Here is an 18,835-nt window from a genome sequence, read left to right as displayed (position 1 = left end):
GAGCAAAGGGAAGTGGAGTAAATGAGGAGCTTGATATGGCAGTAACAAACCTCATGAAACGTGCGCTTGCGGAATTAATAGGGACTTATGTCCTGGTGTTCCTGGGTACTGGTTCGGTGGTAACGACCGTGCTTCTTATGGAGGGCTGGGAGGCTTTTCCCGGAAACCAGTTTAACATAGGGATTGACATTGCGGCCTGGTTTGCCATAGGAATGTCTTTTGCAATTGCAATCACCTCCATGGTCTATGCTTTCGGCCACATTTCAGGTACCCACATCAACCCTGCGGTAAGTCTTGCTCTCTGGGCCACAGGCCGCTTTCCCACAAAAGACCTCCCTGCCTATATTATCGCCCAGCTTATTGGTGCAAGCCTTGCGTCCTTTTCTCTTGTGGCAATCCTGGGGATGAGGGCTGTTGATACAGGTCTGGGAGCCACGTCTATGTTCTACGGGGTCGGTTATGGGCAGGCAATCTTCTGCGAAGCTGTGTGTACCTTTTTCCTTATGCTTACTATTATGGGTACAGCCGTGGACCGAAGGGCTCCCCCTGGATTTGCGGGGCTTGCCATAGGGATTGTGGTAGCTGCGGATGTGATTGTTGTAGGCAACATTACAGGTTCTTCTCTGAACCCTGCCCGCACCTTCGGCCCTTATCTTGCTGAATCCTTGCTGGGTGGAGCCAACCTCTGGACTCAGTTCCCGATTTATATCATAGGTCCCATAGCGGGAGCACTTGTCGCAGCGTTCCTGTATGATTTTGTAGCCGAACCAAAAAAGGCAGATTAAGACACAGATTGTTGATTAATTTAGAACTGGGTGCAAACCTTGTAATAATGATTAAGTCAAAGGTGACTTGTTTTTCTTCCAGCACATTTTTTTCTGTTTCTCCTGCAAGTGGCTTTCTTATAAGGTGTTCAATATCTTTCACTAATTTCAAAGCATACATTTTTCAAATATCTCCCATTTGATAAAGTAGGAGCTCACTGTTTATTTCAGCTAATTTCAATACGTTATGAAAAGAGTTCAACGATCTTAACATCGAATAAATCCTATGGAGAATGGGAGAACGTCTATGAATTTTTCCCAAATTTGGAGGTATTTTTGCAATTGCTGTAATGCTAAAGAACAGCTGGAGGACATTAGTTTCTAAGTCAGAATGAATTTTTTGAAAACCACTGAAAGCACAGAAAACACGGAAATCAGTAGTAAAGGCGTGTTTCTTCCGTGCTTTCCGTGGTTGTAATATCCAGATCGAATCACTCTGCGACCGGCTGCGTTTCCGTGTTATAAAATTCCACGTGACTTTTAAATAATATTTGCATCATAGGCTTCAAGTATTTTCTTATTATATGTTTATTTGAGAATCTATGTACTAGTGTCATGAAAATGTAATTATTGAACAAACCTTTGATAGCTTTCCATCAACAGATAGCGATTCAGAGTTAACATGTGACCAATAACTAAATTTTCAAGATACTAGGCAAGTCAGGTATTAAGAAACATGCCTTGGTTTTTATAATGCTATCATTATTATCGAAATACTCAAATATTTAAATTCACATTTTTCTTTATGCTGTTAATAAAAACAAAAATCGGGCCAAGTACGATAAACGGTATTGGTCTTTTCGCTAATCAATTTATTCCAAAAGGAACTGTAATATGGAAATTTCACTCTGGATATGATATCAAAATTGATAAAAATGAACTTGCTAAACTGTCGGAGATAACGAAAGACTGTTTTTTGAAATACGCATATCTTAATCCGGATACAGATAAATACATTCTATGTCTTGATGATGCTCGTTATTTTAATCACTCAGATGACCCTAACTGCATAGATGAATCTCCTATAGAAGAGAACGAAGGAATAACTTTCGCTGCAAGAGATATACAACCAGGCGAAGAGCTTACTTCTGACTACAGAAAATATGATGCAGATTATGACTACAAAATGAGCATCCCTTGATTTTGAATTTGATGACTGGATAGCGTGCCAATCTTTCAATAAATTCAAAGTCAAATTTTTGAGTACTGTAATATAAAAGAAAAGAGCATCAAAAGAAAGCTCTCTTCTTTCAATACTCTTTCAATATTCTTCAAATACTCTTTCAACATTCTTCAAATACTCTTCCAATATTCTTCAAATACTCTTTCAACATTCTTCAAATACTTTTTCAACATTCTTCCAATACTCTTTCAATTCTCTTTCAATAAATTTTTACATTTTCTTTTTATAGAACCCGAAATAGATTCCACCAATGGCTGCTACCACGAAGAGCATTCCAAAAATATCAGAACCCGAGAATGAGAAACCATTATCCTCTGGCTCGTTTGCGGAATCTTTCTGCATCTCATAGCCTTCAACATAATCCGGGTCAGCAGTTGATTTCGAGACCTCGGGCGCAGGTTCGGGAGAATCGATTCCATATCCTGCATCGCTCTCTACAACAGTTTGATTGCTGCTCTCCGTACTCCGAATTACAGGCGTTGAACTTCCTTTATTGCCACTACTACTGTGTTTTTCACCATCGCTGCTTTGTTTTTCAGTTTCTTCCTGTTCAAGAGATTCCTGCGTAGCATTTTCTATTGCTTCGCTAAAACCCGGGACCGAGACCATGCCTGATACGTAGCTGTTGAGAAGGGGATTTCCGCAGGTATGATGGCAGCAGGTAACCCCATCCTCGACCACGGATTCTTCATATTCCGTAGCAAGGCTTTCGAGTACATCATCCGAGGCATCCCAGTTGCCTTTGCGGGCGGTTTCCAGCATCCGGGCTGTCATGGACTGGTAAGCATAAGGATTATTCTGCTTAATCCAGTCGCTTAGTTCCTGGTCCGCCACGTACGTCTTATACACCTGGTTCCACATGTCATCACTGATCAAATCCGGGTTCGTAGCTTCCCAGCCCCATAAGTTCTCAACGAAATCCGACATTTCCCTGGCTCCTGCATAACCGCTTCCCTGCATACCTTCAATCCACTTTGAATTGAAATATCTAGAGTAGGTTTCCCTCGTAAGAAACTTTTCCAGGGTTTCGGTTTTCTCGTCCCCGTTTGTCAGCATGTTCGTGATATATGAATCAGGATACTCTCCTCCCGAAACGGAACTGATCGCAAGATTCAAGCCTCCAAGGTACTGGAAGAAATCATCATTGTCCAGAGTCCCGTAGAGGTTTGTGCTCCGGCTGTGCACTGTAGCTTCAACCCCTTCAAGGTTCTTTTCGAAAAGCTCCTTCAGGTCTTCGCCCCATACGTCTTCTCCATAGGCGTTGCACATCTTGTTGATGTAAAGCTCTGCAAGCGCGTCGTTGCTTTCCCAGGTATCACTTGAAGATATCGCATTGGGAAGGCCTGTGCCGTAGGCGCCGTCCGAAGACCCGAAAATCCTGAGCAGGGCAAGGTCCAGAGCCTCACTTTCATTAAGAGAACCGTCACTCGTCAAAGAAGATTTCAGTGCATCAGCATTTTCCCTGACATAATTGGGAGAATCTTCCTGGGCATAAGCCAGTTTTACGGCCTTGTCCAGCAGGCGGACCTTGTCAGGGTACATGTCCCTGTAGAGTCCGGAGATCTGCACTACCACATCAATTCTTGGCCTGCCCAGAGTCTCCATGGGAATAGCCTCCACATCAACTACTCGGCCGCTGTTCCATACAGGCTTGACCCCGAGCAGGTAGAGGATCTCTGATTCCATAACTCCCTCATGCCTTGTTGTTTCCCCTGCCCAGAGTACATACGCCACCTTTTTAGGATAAGTTCCGTGCTCGGCAACATAAGCTTCAAGCATCTGGTCAGCCATCTCCTGCCCTAAAGTCCAGGCAGCTTCTGTCGGCACTATCCGCTGGTCAAAAGCATAGAAGTTTCTTCCAGACGGCAGAGTTTCAGGATTTCGAACAGGGTCGCCTCCTAGGTTTCCGAGGATAAACTTGCCGTCCAGGGCATTGAGCACCTGATCGATTTCCTCTTCTCCAAGAGACAGGTTTGCAGCATAGTCTTCCGCATTGGAAAGGAAGGTACTGACGTTTTCATTGCTTTTCCCGAGCACCTGCTTCTGAGCGGCTGTGGAATTGACTCCCTGGTTGAGGACAAGGTCAAGCAAATAAAGCTGGGACCCTTCGGTTTTATTGAATTCATTAACAGAGTCGGAAAAGTCAGTTCCAAGCATTGAATTTACCATACCTACAAGCTGCTCTCCTTTCGGGCTTGTACCAAGGACATGCAGCCCGTAAGGCATGGACTGACTCTTATACTCGTCCAGAAGATCTTCAAGCCCCTCCAGGAAAGTTGTATTAAAGTAAGTCTCGTTGTTTTCTGCCTCTGTCATGTTGAATTCTTCATCCAGGGAAAGAGACTGAGTCAGGTTTAAGACTTCAGACCTGTGAGCCGCTTTAAGGGAAGCGTCTGCTTCTGCCTGTTTATAGTTCTGGATAGCTTCGCTCAGATTTGAATAATTTCCATAGCTTCCTGCTGAAATAATCGGGGGTACAAGATGGTCAACAATGACTGCTCCTCCTCTGCGCTTTGCCTCATTTCCTTCCCCAAGCCCGTCCATGACATAAGGATAAATCACAGGCTTATCACCTATCATCAGGGAAGGCCAGTCATACCGAGAAAGCCCGAACTCTTTTCCAGGTAGCCATTCCTGAGTCCCATGCCTGCCGAAATGAACAAGGGCATCACTGCCGAATCCTCCTTCTTCATCGGAATGCTGGAGCCAGAGGTAGAAAGCAATGTACTGGTGGTGAGGAGGTAAATCCTTGTCATGATAGAGAGCCTCGTTATCATCAAGCCAGCCTCTTGAAGGCTGTGGAGCCAGAATCACGTTCTTCCCTACCTCAATTCTGGGAATCACAAGGTATTTTCCAGTCTCGTTTTCCCATACCATAATCTTTCCGGGTGCAGGGCCCCACTGGTCAATGACCTCCTGCTGCCTCTCTTCAGGGAGTTCCGAGAACCATTTCTCATAGGTACTTTCCGGGAGAAGAACGACTTTGCCGGTATCAACCATTTTCTGGAGTTCCCCAGGCGCCCAGGTCCCTATGTTTATTCCTTGGGTAAGTATCAAATTCAGGAGTTCAGTTTCGTTTAAGGTCTGGTTTTCATTCAGGGAATATCCGTCTTTAGCCATAGCGCTGAGAAGGTTGGACAAACTTGGAATGACATCGAGATAAGAAGCTCCGATGTTATCCTTCCCTCCTCCGTGGTTATAATAGATTATAGCAACTTTTTTGTCCGACTCCGGAATTTCACTGAGGTTCACCCAGCTTTCCACGCGGTCAACGAGCCAGTCTACCTGGTAATCTATGGAAACCGAAGTTTCAGTCTCAGTTTCGGAATCTACTTCCGTTGCAGCCATTATTACCGGGTCAATAGCTCCCCAGAGTTCCTGCAAATCGAGCTTCATCATCTTATCCGAAGGAAGCGGCCGGCTGCTGGCTTCGTACTCGGTCCTGTTCATGTAATTATCAATAATGCCGTTGATTACAGGCACATCGAGCTCTTCGGCATCAAATTTGTTGCCAAAGTATGTAAATGAAATAATTGCGTCCACAAGGACCTCATCCCCCTGCTTGAAAAAGTCGCCGGAGGAAAGATTATCAGATCCGTATGTGGCAATGACATTGTAGCCTTTTGCTTCCAGTTTTGAGATCAGGGCATCAATTGGCTCAATCTGGAAGGGGAAATAGCTCTGGTACATGGTAATTGCAATTGTAGGCTTTGCAGGGTCGTATACATGCCCTCCGTAGCTTCTGTTTGAATACCATGCAAAGTAGGTATCAAGAGAATCGGTAAAGTAACCTGTCATGTTTGTGTGGTATATAGCCCTTTCAGGAAGCGTATGCGGATCCTCATATATCAGGTCAGACCTGCCGCAGCAGTCACTGGCGATGCAAAACACAAGATTTTTCAGGTTGTCCTGGTCGTAAGCCCCATTAAGCCAGTAGTTATTCAGTTTTTCCCTGTAGCTTTCAATCTGGTCTTCAGGAAGAGGGATGCTCTCATTCAGAAGGGTATCGTCATCAATAACCACACACCCGTTAGCAATTGCACTGTCCACAGTCGGTGTGATCTTCTGGGCCGTCGAAGGACTGAGCATGTTGATGTAGATTATGTCCATTGTACTCAGGTCAACGTCATTTTCCATCACGTAGTCAGCCATAAAACAGCTAAGAGTAAGGTTCAGGCTGTTGTTACTGTTTATCCCTTCCGCCAGGTTTTTGAGTGGGAGTTCATGGCTCCTGTATCCGGTCACAATGGCGATGTTCAGGTGCTGACTGCTTCCGGAATTACTCTGAGTCTCGCTGGAATTACTCTGAGTTTCGCTGGAATTACTCTGAGTTTCGCTGGAATTACTCTGAGTTTCTGTTCCAGCTTCCTTTAACAAAAGAACGTTTGTGGAACCCCGAGATATAGGGTCGGCATTCATCTGTTTCTGGCGGGTGAGCCCACTGATTCTGGCACTTCCAGAAAGGCCAGCCTCACTGACAGGCAGGTCAAGAAGGGCCTGAGACTCATTTTCATCGATATTCCTGCTTGAGGTATCAAGATTCACTATAAGGTCCGTTCCGTTTTGAACCTGAATTTGCTCATCGGCACGGCGCCATTTGTCCTCGTTGTAAAGAGCTACAAGCGTATAGTTTCCGTCGGGAATATCGGAAAGCAGGTAATTGCCTTCGGCATCACTGGTTGTGCTGGCAACAAGTTCATACTGAAGATCTCCGCTTCCAGCCGCCGGAGGAATCGAAAACAACGTTAAAAGCATAAAAAATGCCAGTATTGAAGCCTTAATTTTTTTGTTCAAAAGGTTCGTTTCTTTATTCAACTGTTCATTCATAATCCCTACTCCAGAAAATAATTTAAGATTCTGATTTGTGAGGATATTATTCTTAATCTTGAGACTGCACGCTGATTTGAAGAAATCCCCACGGATTAACTTTCAAATTTTTTATTTAAAGGCATAAAAAATCAATAAATAAGAACGAGAAATTGCATTATACACAAATAAATAAAGTAAACTTTACTTATCAGTGCAAAGAAAAACACCATTTAACACCTGTTATTAAAGGATATTTTAAAAAACAATAGCCTCACAAATTCTCAAATGCGTATCTCAATATCGTAAACAATTACATAATTTTAGCTCAATTTTAGTTTACTTGTATAAAAGACTAAAATTTTAGGTAATAATCCTTAGCTAAAAAGGTAATGATGACTAAAAAATAGACCAAAAAATAACATCGAATGCTATTTATTGAGCTGTGATAAATTTAATAGATGAATTGCAAATAAGGAAAAAAATATTTCAAAAAGTATTCGTTTTAGGAAAGCAAAAAATAAAATATGTTAAAAATCAATAAACACAAAAGATAAATTTGAATTGTATGAAGAAAACAGAAGCTTGAAGCCTATTTGTACATTATAAAAATGTATGCTTCTGTCAAATTAGGGTTTTGACAGAGATTACTTTGTGGATAATTTCATGATGTTACATTTTTTGAGGATAATTTCTCGATGTTACCTTTAAGACTCAAACTTATTATCGGTTTTGTTAAATTTATATTTAGTTATTCAGATTACAGTTTGTAAGGTTCCAAAATAAACCCATTATTAATGTGAAATTCATTGATCCATAGATAGATTCAAAATTTCAGATTTATGGATATGCTTTGGAATCACTGTGCTGAAAAATGGAAGTAATGGAATAGGCCAGTTAAACTCGTTATGAATATCTGCTAACTGAGGATACAAAGTTAAGCAGTATACCTTCCAATACCTCTTAAGAACTTTTAGTTATGCCCAGATGAAAAAGATCGAATACAATCAGCACAGACAGAGTTTATGTAGGAGATACTGAAAATAAGTATCAACTGCATAAACCTGTAAACTTCAACAAAAAAACAGGTCCATAAATATCCCTCTAAATTCGAAAAAACGCAAAAAAGGCTTGGAAACAAATTAAGGGCCCCTCCTATATGGGGTCCAAAATCCTCCATTGATTTCACATTATTCTCGGATAACGGTTAGCCTGCCACTTCAAGGAGTCCGAATTCCTTTCCTGAGTACACCTCTTATGGGGATACACAGGTTCCGCACAGGCTAACCTAACCCCTATGAAAACATAGGAGGAATTATATAACGAAATAGGAAAATATATCTTTTTCGTATGATTTAAAGTTTTTATGATCTGATAGTGGCATAACCTGATTAAAAAGCAATCTCAAGCCTCAGGTTCTTGAAAGCCGATGAAATAGAAAATACGGAATAAAACTAAAAATATCTTCAATTTAAAAGCATCCTTACTTTTATAATTTAAAAGATAAGTTATTAGCCAACAAGCTAAGAATAATTAGCCATAGACTTTTATTTATGGAAATGTATAACAAGTAGTTAGTTTAATCATATACAATTAGTTTAATCAGATATCCATTATAAATCCTTGAGAACTTTCAGGAAGAAAAGTTTACTCCAACTCAAAGGTCGCTATTTGTATTCAGGTGAGATACAAAAATAGGTGAGAGACAAAAATTCAGGTGAGATCAAAGTCTGAACTATAATAGTTTTTACGTTTAGATCATGTTAGAAAAATGACATGTATGGCATTTATGTCGTGTATAAAATTCGTTAACTGATTACAAATACGATATCTGCAGGGAAAATTTCAGGAGTTAACAAAATTTCCTGCGCATATGATTCAATAATCTCTTAAAAGTCAAGTTGGTCTGGCACTTCAAAAGGTCCGAAGCCTGATCCTGCCGCAGCCATAATACCAAAAATGCGGTCAGATTCTTCTGCCCAGACCACTCAACCCCATGAAAATATAGGAGGTCTTCAAAAAAATAAACTAAAATCACTTATTTTTCTTTACACAGCTCTAAGCCTAAAATTTTTCCAAAAAACTGGAAAGTCAGGTTTGTCTTTCAGCAAAAATCTTGGCGAGTGTTAATAATCTTTACCTGAAAGGCTACAATTTTTTCAAAAATAGAGCCGTGTTTTTCATATTCAGCATTTTTTTCGGATTTTGAAATGCTGTTTCTTCTGTTCGATCACCGGAAATTTACAAAAACAATATTTCAAAACCGGCTGATCCTCAGAATTCCTAAACTCTGTGAAACTCAAAAACCGAAAAACACATTCAGCCACCATCTGCTTACTTCAAAGATCCGAAAATCCTTGAACCAAAAACAATTTCCTGCTTGATCTAATGCCCATTGGACCTTCGGGAGATTAGACATTTCCGCGCAGACAGGCTGAATCTCGTTAAAAACCCACGAAAATATAGGAGATATAAAAATATGAATAAATTTACTAAAGTATTAATGGTTTGTTTAACCTTGCTCCTGGTGGCGGTTGTCCAACCGGCGCTGGGTTCAGACTGGGACCAATTCCAGAAAGACAAAGTACGCAGTGGAGTTACAGGTGACAGCGCTCCGATAGCTACCCCTGATTCAGGAATATCCTGGGCAGTAGATACCGTCTCCGGTAACGGATGGGCTGGAATTGATGCAAGTCCAATTGTGTATGGAGACTATGTATATTCAGTTGCGGCCGACGGTTATCTTGACAAATACTCTAAAGATGGGACTGCAGCCGGAGGAAATTGGCCGGTTTCCATTGTCAATGGCGGTTTTCAGTATTCCACGCCGGCGGCAGGCAACGGGAAAATTTACGTGGTGAATACCGGATATTCCAGTGATCCTGCGTATGACCTCTATGCTATCAATGCAGATGACGGCAGCAGCACGGGAGTTAGTGTAGTTTCTAGCGTTCCCATCCAGTTTTCTACTCCGGTTACCTATACGGAAGACAGCAACGGAAATAAGCACGTTCTCTTCGGTTCCGTGAATATGAGTTCAACGGACCCTGTGAATCTGAGCGATGGAGGAAAATACTATTGTTACAATGCCACTACCTTGTCAAAAGAGTGGGAAAGAACCTGTTCATCCGCAAAAGGGTATTACTGGGCAGGTGCAGCAATAATTGGAGATTATGCGGTTTACGGAGATGATGATGGCCATCTTGTTTCGGTGGACTATACGAACTTCGCGAACAACCAGGTTGTGACTATCCAGGAAATCGATGCCTCAACGGTTTTTGGATTTGATGTGAAAGAGATCCGTTCTTCTATCACTTACAGCGCGGATACCGGCAGGATCTACTTCAGCTCCAAGGCAGGGTACTGCTATGCCATTGGTTTTAACGCCAATACAGGCCAATTTAACACCAATGACAAATGGAGTCATAGTATAGGGTACAGTACCTCCACTCCGGCATATTACAACGGCAGGATTTACGTGGGATCAAGTGGTGGGCTCTACTGCCTGAATGAGGCAAACGGAAATTCTATTTGGAATGACCCGGTAGGCTTGGTACAGAGTTCTCCCGCAATATCAACCTTCTATGGTCCGGGCAATGAGTACATCTATGTCACCACAAACGCCGCAAGCGGAGGCATCTACTGCGTGGACAGCAGCGGAAATACAGCCTGGAGTGAAACTTCCTCAGGCAGTAATCATTACAGCCTGGCCGGAGCTGCCATCTCAGGTGGTTGGGCCTTCTATGGAAATGATGATGGATATCTCCATGGACGTGCCAACTATACTCGCTACGACTTTAACGGAAGTACGGACATGTGGGCTTACAAGTACCAGGTAGATGATACGCCTACTACTGCTACGGACCCGACGATAGAGTTCTCTTCTGGTGAATACGATGCCATTAAGGCAGATGATAATGACTACGCATCTAGTGTAACAACTGATGAGGACAATTATTCTGCACATCGGTTTGTATTCAAGATTGATGACAATGAGAAGCCGTGGATTACTTCTATTGATGTAACATGGAAAGGCAAAGCGTATAGTACTGATGATGTCTACGGTGCCAAGTTGTACATATGGAACAATGCATTATCAACATATGAAGAACTGAATGCAGGCGCAAATGGACAGTATGAATTTTCGTTGAATGGAGGAGTAATATCGAACATCGGAAATTACATTGACAATTCGAACAACGTAACTGTGCTAGTTGTTCAGAATGGTGAAGATGATGGATTCGTCACGCATTCAAACATTCAGACAGATTATGTTAAACTGGTGGCAACACCATAACATAATCTTTTTTCTTTTTAGAGAGTCAGCCACTGACCGTATATCTGTAGAAAGTATCTTTGTATTTTCTTTACTCTTTTTACGGATGGGATCAGGGCTCGTCACAGAATAACCTCTGCATGTTTTCTATTGTAAATTTGATTTTCAGGATTCAAAGTCGTTAATAAGAGTCCCAATGTACGATCAGTTGGCATAGATAATTTCGCGGCAGGCTCTAAAAGTAAGGCGGTAATATGAAAACAATATATTATATTTTTATAATTGTAATATTAAGTTCAATAATGGTAGTGTCACCAGCATCTGCAAAGACCTGGAATGTAAACACATCTCAGGAAATCTTGGATGCTCTGAACAATTGTGCAGACGGAGATACTATCTTTGTCATGAATGGAGTATATGAGATCGGCGATAATAAAATTATTACAGTGCCGAATATAACATTCAGGGGTGAGAGCAGAGATGGAGTGGTTATTAAGTCCAATAACCATATATTAGGTGTAGGAGGGAGTAACGGGGCAGCACCAAATTGTGTAATAGAGAATTTCACAGGAATGCTAATGACTGCTGGGCAAAAACCTAACGGAATCTCAATCTACCAGAATAGTACTGGTTGTATCGTTCAAAATGTGGCAATTAGTGTTCCAATGATTCCAATAACTATTAGCGCTAATGACTGCATAGTTAGAAATTGTGTATTTGATGGTTGCTCTGATTCTGGTATTAGCATTGGTGGAAAAAACAATACTTTTAAAAATAATATTGTTTCAAATATTACATCAACTTTTTCTCTATATATCCCAAATACAGCAACTGAAAATATTATTGAAAACAATATTTTCAACAACAGCAACCCAGTTTATCTAAGAGGAGAAAATTCCACAGTTGCAAACAACACCTTCCTGAACGATATAGGAGCAGCAATTGCACTTTATTCAACAACTTCAAAGAATAATACTATAGTAAGAAACAATATAGTTTCAAATGGAATTGCTATAAACGTTGTGAAAAATGCGGGTGATGGCAATAAAATATACCTGAACAATTTCGCGAACACTTCTGGTATGTCCGGTACACCTCCAGCTATAACCTATTGGAATTCCACTGAACCAATGGAATACACTTACAACGGTACAACCCACACCGGATACCTAGGCAATTTCTGGGGTACTGCCTACACAGGATCTGACAGTGACGGAAACGGAATCGGTGACATCTCTTATACTGTACCTTCCAGTTTCGGCACTGACTACGCTCCGCTAATATCTCCAAATGAAAACTACGGGAGTTCAGAAACACACAAACCACCCTCAGCTCCAGTTGCAAGCTTTTCAGCAACACCGACTTCTGGCGATGCTCCTCTCACTGTTAATTTTACTGACAAGTCCACAAATACACCCACATCCTGGCTCTGGGACTTTGGGGACAATTTGACTGATACCGAGCAGAACGTTTCACACACGTACACGTCAGCCGGTAACTATACCGTCAACCTTACTGTTGCAAATGCAGCCGGAAATGACACCGAAACAAAGACTGACTATATCACAGTAAAAGAAGCAAGCTCTGAATCCGAATGGCTGGAATTCCAGAAGGACAGCTCAAACAGCGGGTATATCCTCAGCTCTGCTCCAACCAGGGACCCGGAACTCATCTGGCAAAGCCTTACTTCTTCAACTCAGGAACCCTGCGGGAGCGGGGGTGTCAATGTTCCGCCATTGATTTCAGGAAACAAGGTCTTCGTAACTGCTGGCAATGCCTCTGTCTGGGCCTTTAACAAAGATACCGGAGATCTTATATGGTCAAAGGAGCTTAGCGGCGGTCTGGTACAAACAGCAACTCCTGCCCTGGGAGATGGAAAACTCTTTGTCCCTACCCTTGAAGGAGACCTCTATGCCTTTGATCCAGAAACAGGGGATAAACTCTGGAACACACACGTGACAGACAGTAACTTTGAGTGTCCCATTACCTATTATGACCATAAACTCTACATCGGAGATGGTCTTGAAGGAGGAAGTGGAGACAAATACTACTACTGTTACGATGACAGCGGGAACTTAGTATGGAAGCACAAAAACACAAACACTTCCGGCTTTATCTGGAGCGGGGCAGCAGTTGTAGGAAACTATCTGGTCTACCCTGTCTTCGAAGGGAAACTCGTCTGTCTCGATAAAGACACCGGAACTCTTGTAGATGAAGTTGACTTCAGCAACAGTTCCGATGTATCCTTTGCACTAACCGATCCCGGAATGTTCAGAAGTTCCGTAACCTATGCTGATGGCGCCCTGTACACCTCCTCTGAAAGAGGACAGGAAACAGGCTACTGCTTCAAAGTAGGTCTTAACCCTGATACAGGCCAGTTCCTCAACACCGGCTGGGCAACTTCAATCGGATTTTCAACTTCAACTCCGGTAGTGTATAACGGAAGGGTCTATGTTGGACATGGGGAACACGGAGAATCCGGGTCCATGTTCTGCCTGAATGATTCCGACGGATCGGTAATCTGGGAGACACCGATTAGTGGAGGTGTAAAGTCCTCTCCTGTTGTTTCTATCAAGAATGGGAAACCGTACATCTACTTCACAGAAGCTATCGTGGACGGCTCTATATACTGCCTGAACCCTGACGGAACACTTGCCTGGCACTACAACCCACCTGCAGATGATGCATATACCCTTCAGGGAGCGGCTCTTTCCGACGACAAGGTCTACTACGGAACTGATAATGGATACCTCTACTGCATAGGACAGGGCGAAGCCATCTCTCCAGTGGCAAACTTCAGTTCGGACAAACAGACAGGCTCCTTCCCATTGACTGTTTCCTTCAAAGATACGTCTTCTAACGCCAACAAATTCCTCTGGGACTTTGGAGACGGAAACACTTCAACCGAAGTAAATCCGGTTCATACTTATATCACAGCCGGAAACTATACCGTAACCCTTACTGTTAAAAACGAACACGGAGAAGATACAAAAGTTGCCAAAGACTATATCTACACAAGCAAAGCTCCTACAACATGGACGGTCAAAAATGGGGAGTCAATTCAAGAGGTTATTGATACAGCAAATTCAGGGGACATAATACAAGTTTATTCTGGGGAATACCATGAAGTCCTGACCGTTAACAAGACCCTGACCTTTAAAGGTATAGGAGACCCTGTCCTGAACGCTTCGGGTTTCACAGGTGTTTCCGGCGTAACCATCAGCGCTGACGATGTGGAGTTCAGCGGGTTTAAAATTACAGGGACCGAAGAGATGTGCTTTGCGATCAGTATTTCGTCAGAAGGTACTCTGATAGAAGACAACCTGATCGATGACTGCGCCGAAGGTGTATGGTTAACTGGGACTGGAAACACCCTTCAGGGAAACAATATTTCCAATTGCTGGGACTTTGCAGCAGTTCTTGATAACATAGGGGACAACAGGATCTACCAGAACACCTTCATTAACAACAACGGGAAGAAAATGGGAGGTTCAAATGCCCACATATCCGGAGGGTCAGGTTCATTCTTCCAGAGCTCTGAGACTGTGGAATATTTCTGGAATGGAACAAAAATGACAGGGTATATGGGTAATTACTACGACGACTATACCGGAAAAGATTCAAACGGGGACGGAATAGGGGATACGTCTTACCCTGCTGATGAAGGAACCGATCAGTACCCGCTAGTGCTTCCGTTCTCCAATTATGTTGAAGAACAGGAAAACGAAACTATCCCTGAAGACTCCTGGTTCCAGTTTCATGGGAAAGTAGACCATCTTGGCTACTCTGAGAGTGGACCCAAAACCAACCGGACTGAATGGGTAAGTGAAGACATCGATGCTATCAGCAGTTCCTCGCCGGTAATTGCAGGAGGGAAAGTCTTTGTTATATGCGGTCCCGCATCAATGAGCGGTGGCACAGACGATATTTCCCAGTTAGCAGCCCTTGACGAGTCTTCAGGAGACGTACTCTGGAACGTTAGCATCCCTGAAGCCGTGTACGGTTCCTGGGCATCTCCTGCTTATGATAACGGTATGGTCTTTACGGCAACTGGACCTGAACTCGGATGTTATAACGCAAAAACAGGAGAAAAACTCTGGAGCTTTGACGACACGCTTGGATCTCAAGGTGTGGTCGGTAGTGGGCCCGCTATTGCTGACGGTAAGGTGATCTTCAACGATTGGGACGGAAGCCATTATTACTGTCTTGACGAGTACACTGGAGACCTGCTCTGGAGGTTTGAAGTAAAGGGAGCTGCTCAGTCTGTGCCTGCCTATGCAGACGGGAAATTCTATCTGACAAGCTGGGGATATGGTTCTTCATATCAGGGACATGCTTACTGTGTAGATGCAGAAACTGGGAAAGAAATCTGGCACACCAATAATGTCGTAGATAACCTCTGTGGTTCTCCGGCTTACAAGAATGGTATTCTTTACCTGACGACTTACAACTTCTACGGAGATGGAGAGCTTCTTGCTTTAGATGCATCCGACGGCCAGATAATATGGAAACAGTCAATTGAAAGGACAGATTCTACCCCTGCTTTTGCCTATGGAAATGTCTATGTTTGCGGAGGAGCAAGTGGTTATAGCAATTTGCAAACTTACTGCTTCAATGCGACTACAGGCTCACTTGTCTGGTCAACACCTTCAAAGGCAATAGATGAAGGAGGTATAGGAGGTTGGACCTGTTCAATAGCTGTTGCAGATGGGCTCGTTTATGTGGGAAGTGAAGGAACCGGGTATTTCGGCTATGAAAACCTTTATGCTCTGGACGCTTCAACTGGCGATGTAGTCTGGTATGCTCCTTATGCCGGTTCTTCCCCTGCACTTTCATACGGTATGCTTTTCAGTATAGGAGGCGACCAGAAAGTCTATGCCTTCAAGGACTCTTCCATCTCACCGGTTGCGAACTTCACCACAAACGTGACAAGTGGTGAAGCACCGCTCACGGTACAGTTCAATGACACGTCCTCCGGTTCACCGACATCATGGGCCTGGGACTTTGAGAACGATGGCACTATTGACAGTACCGAGCAAAATCCAATATATACCTATACTGAGGCAGGTAACTATACCGTAAATCTCACTATCAAGAACTCCGTAGGCAGCAACAGTACTGTAAAGATGGACTATATCACTGTTTCTGAAAACTCAACACCTGCAGAACCGCCAGTTGCTGCATTCATAGCTGATGTAACGAGCGGTACTGCGCCTCTCACTGTCAACTTTACAGATCAGTCTACAGGTTCTCCAACTTCCTGGATCTGGGACTTCGGAGACGGTACCAATGCTACCAACCAGAACGTTTCTCATACATATACATCAGCTGGTAACTATACAGTCAATCTTACGGTTGCAAATGAAGAAGGTAACGATTCTGAAGTAAAGACCGAATACATTATCGTAAGTGAACCACTACCTGGAGCACCAGTTGCAAACTTTACTGCAATGCCTACTTCTGGAGATGCACCACTTACTGTGAACTTCACTGATGTTTCAACTGGCACTGTTTCTTCCTATTTATGGGACTTTGATAACGATGGAACTGTAGACAGTACTGAGCAGAACCCGATCTACACTTACACTGCAGCTGGTAACTATACCGTCAATCTTACTGTTTCCAATGCAGGTGGAAGCGATTCTGAGGTAAAAACCGAGTACATTGTCGTAAGTGAACCGCTACCTGGAGCACCAGTTGCAGATTTTACAGCAACGCCTACTTCTGGAGATGCACCACTTACTGTGAACTTCACTGATGTTTCAACTGGCACTGTTTCTTCCTATTTATGGGACTTTGAGAACGATGGAACTGTAGACAGTACTGAGCAGAACCCGATCTACACTTACACTGCAGCTGGTAACTATACCGTCAATCTTACTGTAACCGGACCGGGTGGAAGCGATTCTGAAGTAAAAACTGGGTACATCGACGTCTCCAGTCCATCTCCATCAAAGCCGGTAGCTAACTTTTCTGCTTCTCCAACTTCTGGAAAAGCACCATTAAACGTTAAATTTACTGACACAAGCACAGGAACACCTACTTCCTGGTACTGGACCTTTGGAGATGGGTCAAAGTCATACCTCCAGAATCCAACTCATAAGTATTCAAAGGCAGGGGTCTATACTGTTAGCTTACTAGTAAAGAATGCTGCAGGACGTAATACGGTAACAAAAACAGATTATATAAAAGTGATAACAAAACCTGTTGCAAACTTCACCAGCAGTGTTACATCAGGAAAAGCTCCATTAAAGGTTGCTTTTACTGACACAAGCACAGGAACACCTACAAAGTGGACATGGGACTTTGGAGATGGGTCAAAGTCATACCTCCAGAATCCAACCCATAAGTATTCCAAAGTAGGGAGTTATACTGTTAAGCTTACAGCAACAAATGCTGCAGGCAGTAACATGGTAACAAAAACAGATTATATAAAAGTAGTAACAAAGCCGGTTGCCGAATTCTCTGCGTCTCCGACCTCAGGAAAAGCTCCATTAACGGTTTCCTTTACTGATAAAAGTACTGGAATACCAACTAAATGGAAATGGAGTTTTGGAGACGGAAAAACTTCAACAGTCCAGAATCCAGAACATGAGTATTTACAGGAAGGAAAATATAAGGTTGTACTTACAGTAAGCAATGCGGCGGGCAGCAATACTGTAACAAAAACAAATTACATAACAGTGACAACAAATACCAGACCKGGAATATATTCTGAAAACGAATAARCCTTTAAACTGAAAAAAGAGAAAAAAATCGAGACTAAAGGGTGAGAGATTATTGATAAATCTGGCAAAACAACCCTTTAGCCTCGTTGACCAGAGTTGAAAACCAACTTTGGTTTGCAATTTTTAATAATTTTACTAAACAACTTTTGGCTTTGTATAACTTTTACATTGTATAACTTTTACATTGTATAACTTTTACATTGTATAACTTTTACATTGTATAACTTTTACATTGTAGAGTTTCATGAAATGATTTAAATTAAGTATAGGACTTACGCAGTTGAACTGAAGAATCAACAGCATCAGACAGTCAACTGCCTAAAACGTAACTTTAATTCACAGTTTTTGATGTAATTGATTTTGTTCCTCAAGTGCATAAGTCCTATAAGTATTCCTTCCTCTCAAAATCTGATCTTCTTCAAAGATTTGATAGTCACAAATTTATGCGTTAAGGCTTTTTGCAACTGGCATTTTTATTGGCTGGAACACTGGCTTTTGGAACGTTGTTACTACTTTTCACTAGGGCCGATTTTGCTTTGGAAACAGCGTCTTCCGGGCCAGAGATATATATGTCGGCTCCTATCTGGTCGGCCCAGGTCTGAGTGACAAGCGATCCTCCTACACCTGTTATGACCTTATCCCTGATCCCTGTAGCTTTGAGCTGTTCTTCAATCTGTATCTGGTGGATCATTGTAGTACTCATAGAGGCGAAACTGAACACAAAATCAGCTTTCTTCTCTTTCGCGTTTGCAGCAAAACTTTCAGCCGAAACGCCTTCTCCAAGATCAATTACTTCAAAACCTTCATTCTCAAGCGCAGTCGCAACATTATCCTTCACATAAGTGTGTGAATCCCCTTCAACAGTGCCGATTATGACAGTTCCATGACTCACATTTTCTTGTTTGCAAGAAGCTTCGGCCGAGATCGGGAGGACTAATTGTGAAACAATTATACCCAGGATTAACAGAACCAATAAATTGAAATTTTTTCCGTACATATTTTTATCTCCTTTCTTTAT

General features: G+C 42.5%; 7 protein-coding genes. 5 read left to right on the top strand and 2 right to left on the bottom strand.

The window, feature by feature from the left end; genetic code table 11:
- Positions 1-35: 35 nt before the first annotated feature.
- From FXW07_RS02660 to FXW07_RS02650, 3 genes are all read left to right on the top strand, one after another.
- Complete coding sequence (locus FXW07_RS02660) at positions 36-785, top strand: MIP/aquaporin family protein (RefSeq protein ID WP_229393646.1); 750 nt, start codon at positions 36-38, stop codon at positions 783-785.
- 144 nt (positions 786-929) lie between these two features.
- Positions 930-1,115 (top strand): ATP-binding protein, encoded by a 186-nt coding sequence (locus FXW07_RS02655; protein WP_346655619.1) that lies wholly within the window; start codon positions 930-932, stop codon positions 1,113-1,115.
- A gap of 454 nt (positions 1,116-1,569) precedes the next feature.
- Positions 1,570-1,965 (top strand): SET domain-containing protein, encoded by a 396-nt coding sequence (locus FXW07_RS02650; protein WP_229393644.1) that lies wholly within the window; start codon positions 1,570-1,572, stop codon positions 1,963-1,965.
- Between the two features lie 252 nt (positions 1,966-2,217).
- On the opposite strand, the gene cobN is transcribed toward FXW07_RS02650, so the two are convergent.
- Positions 2,218-6,834, bottom strand: coding sequence for a cobaltochelatase subunit CobN (gene cobN / locus FXW07_RS02645; protein WP_229393643.1), 4,617 nt, complete (start codon positions 6,832-6,834; stop codon positions 2,218-2,220).
- 2,458 nt (positions 6,835-9,292) lie between these two features.
- Between cobN and FXW07_RS02640 the strand changes: the two genes are divergently transcribed.
- Positions 9,293-11,110 (top strand): PQQ-binding-like beta-propeller repeat protein, encoded by a 1,818-nt coding sequence (locus tag FXW07_RS02640; protein ID WP_229393642.1) that lies wholly within the window; start codon positions 9,293-9,295, stop codon positions 11,108-11,110.
- A 281-nt stretch (positions 11,111-11,391) separates the two neighbouring features.
- Complete coding sequence (locus FXW07_RS02635; protein ID WP_229393640.1) at positions 11,392-17,817, top strand: PKD domain-containing protein; 6,426 nt, start codon at positions 11,392-11,394, stop codon at positions 17,815-17,817.
- Positions 17,818-18,265: 448 nt separating this feature from the next.
- On the opposite strand, the gene FXW07_RS02630 is transcribed toward FXW07_RS02635, so the two are convergent.
- On the bottom strand, positions 18,266-18,814 hold the full coding sequence (locus tag FXW07_RS02630) for a cobalamin-dependent protein (RefSeq protein WP_229393639.1): 549 nt from the start codon (positions 18,812-18,814) through the stop codon (positions 18,266-18,268).
- Positions 18,815-18,835 lie beyond the last annotated feature (21 nt).

Source organism: Methanosarcina sp. DH1 (assembly GCF_020804205.1).
Classification (GTDB): Archaea; Halobacteriota; Methanosarcinia; order Methanosarcinales; family Methanosarcinaceae; genus Methanosarcina; species Methanosarcina vacuolata.
Note: the sequence above shows the minus strand (reverse complement) of the source record. Positions and strands in the feature narration are given on the sequence as shown.

What these genes read in the sequence shown, in the direction of transcription:
- FXW07_RS02660 (WP_229393646.1), top strand. Translation starts at nt 36, where the DNA reads ATGGCAGTAACAAACCTCATGAAACGTGCGCTTGCGGAATTAATAGGG.
- FXW07_RS02650 (WP_229393644.1), top strand. Translation starts at nt 1,570, where the DNA reads ATGCTGTTAATAAAAACAAAAATCGGGCCAAGTACGATAAACGGTATT.
- cobN (WP_229393643.1), bottom strand. Translation starts at nt 6,834, where the DNA reads ATGAATGAACAGTTGAATAAAGAAACGAACCTTTTGAACAAAAAAATT.
- FXW07_RS02640 (WP_229393642.1), top strand. Translation starts at nt 9,293, where the DNA reads ATGAATAAATTTACTAAAGTATTAATGGTTTGTTTAACCTTGCTCCTG.
- FXW07_RS02630 (WP_229393639.1), bottom strand. Translation starts at nt 18,814, where the DNA reads ATGTACGGAAAAAATTTCAATTTATTGGTTCTGTTAATCCTGGGTATA.